This window comes from Bacillus sp. NTK034 (assembly GCF_017303275.1).
In the GTDB taxonomy this organism is placed as follows: Bacteria; Bacillota; Bacilli; order Bacillales; family Cytobacillaceae; genus Cytobacillus.
In genome coordinates this window covers 1-342 of record NZ_JAFKOJ010000048.1, presented here as the reverse complement: position 1 = coordinate 342, position 342 = coordinate 1, and the positions used below count along the sequence as shown (strand labels likewise).

Here is a 342-nt window from a genome sequence, read left to right as displayed (position 1 = left end):
GCCCGGCAGCGTCCTACTCTCACAAGGGGACAGCCCCTAACTACCATCGGCGCTGAGAAGCTTAACTTCCGTGTTCGGTATGGGAACGGGTGTGACCTTCTCGCCATCGCCACCAGACTATTTTTCAAAGACAAGTATTATTATACCGTCTTTCTATCATTTTTCAAGAGGAAATTTTATATTTTTCGTTCCCTCAAAACTAGATAATGTATGAAGAAGTTTTCCGAGTAATAACCATATAACTTGGTTAAGTCCTCGATCGATTAGTATCAGTCAGCTCCACATGTCGCCACGCTTCCACCTCTGACCTATCAACCTGATCATCTTTCAGGGATCTTACTA

At 43.9% G+C, this 342-nt stretch carries 2 rRNA genes; both read right to left on the bottom strand.

The annotated features are described in order from the left end of the window. A 5S ribosomal RNA gene (gene rrf / locus JI665_RS28340) occupies positions 1 to 117 on the bottom strand. A 126-nt stretch (positions 118 to 243) separates the two neighbouring features. After that, positions 244 to 342 (bottom strand): 23S ribosomal RNA (locus JI665_RS28335); the annotation flags it as partial.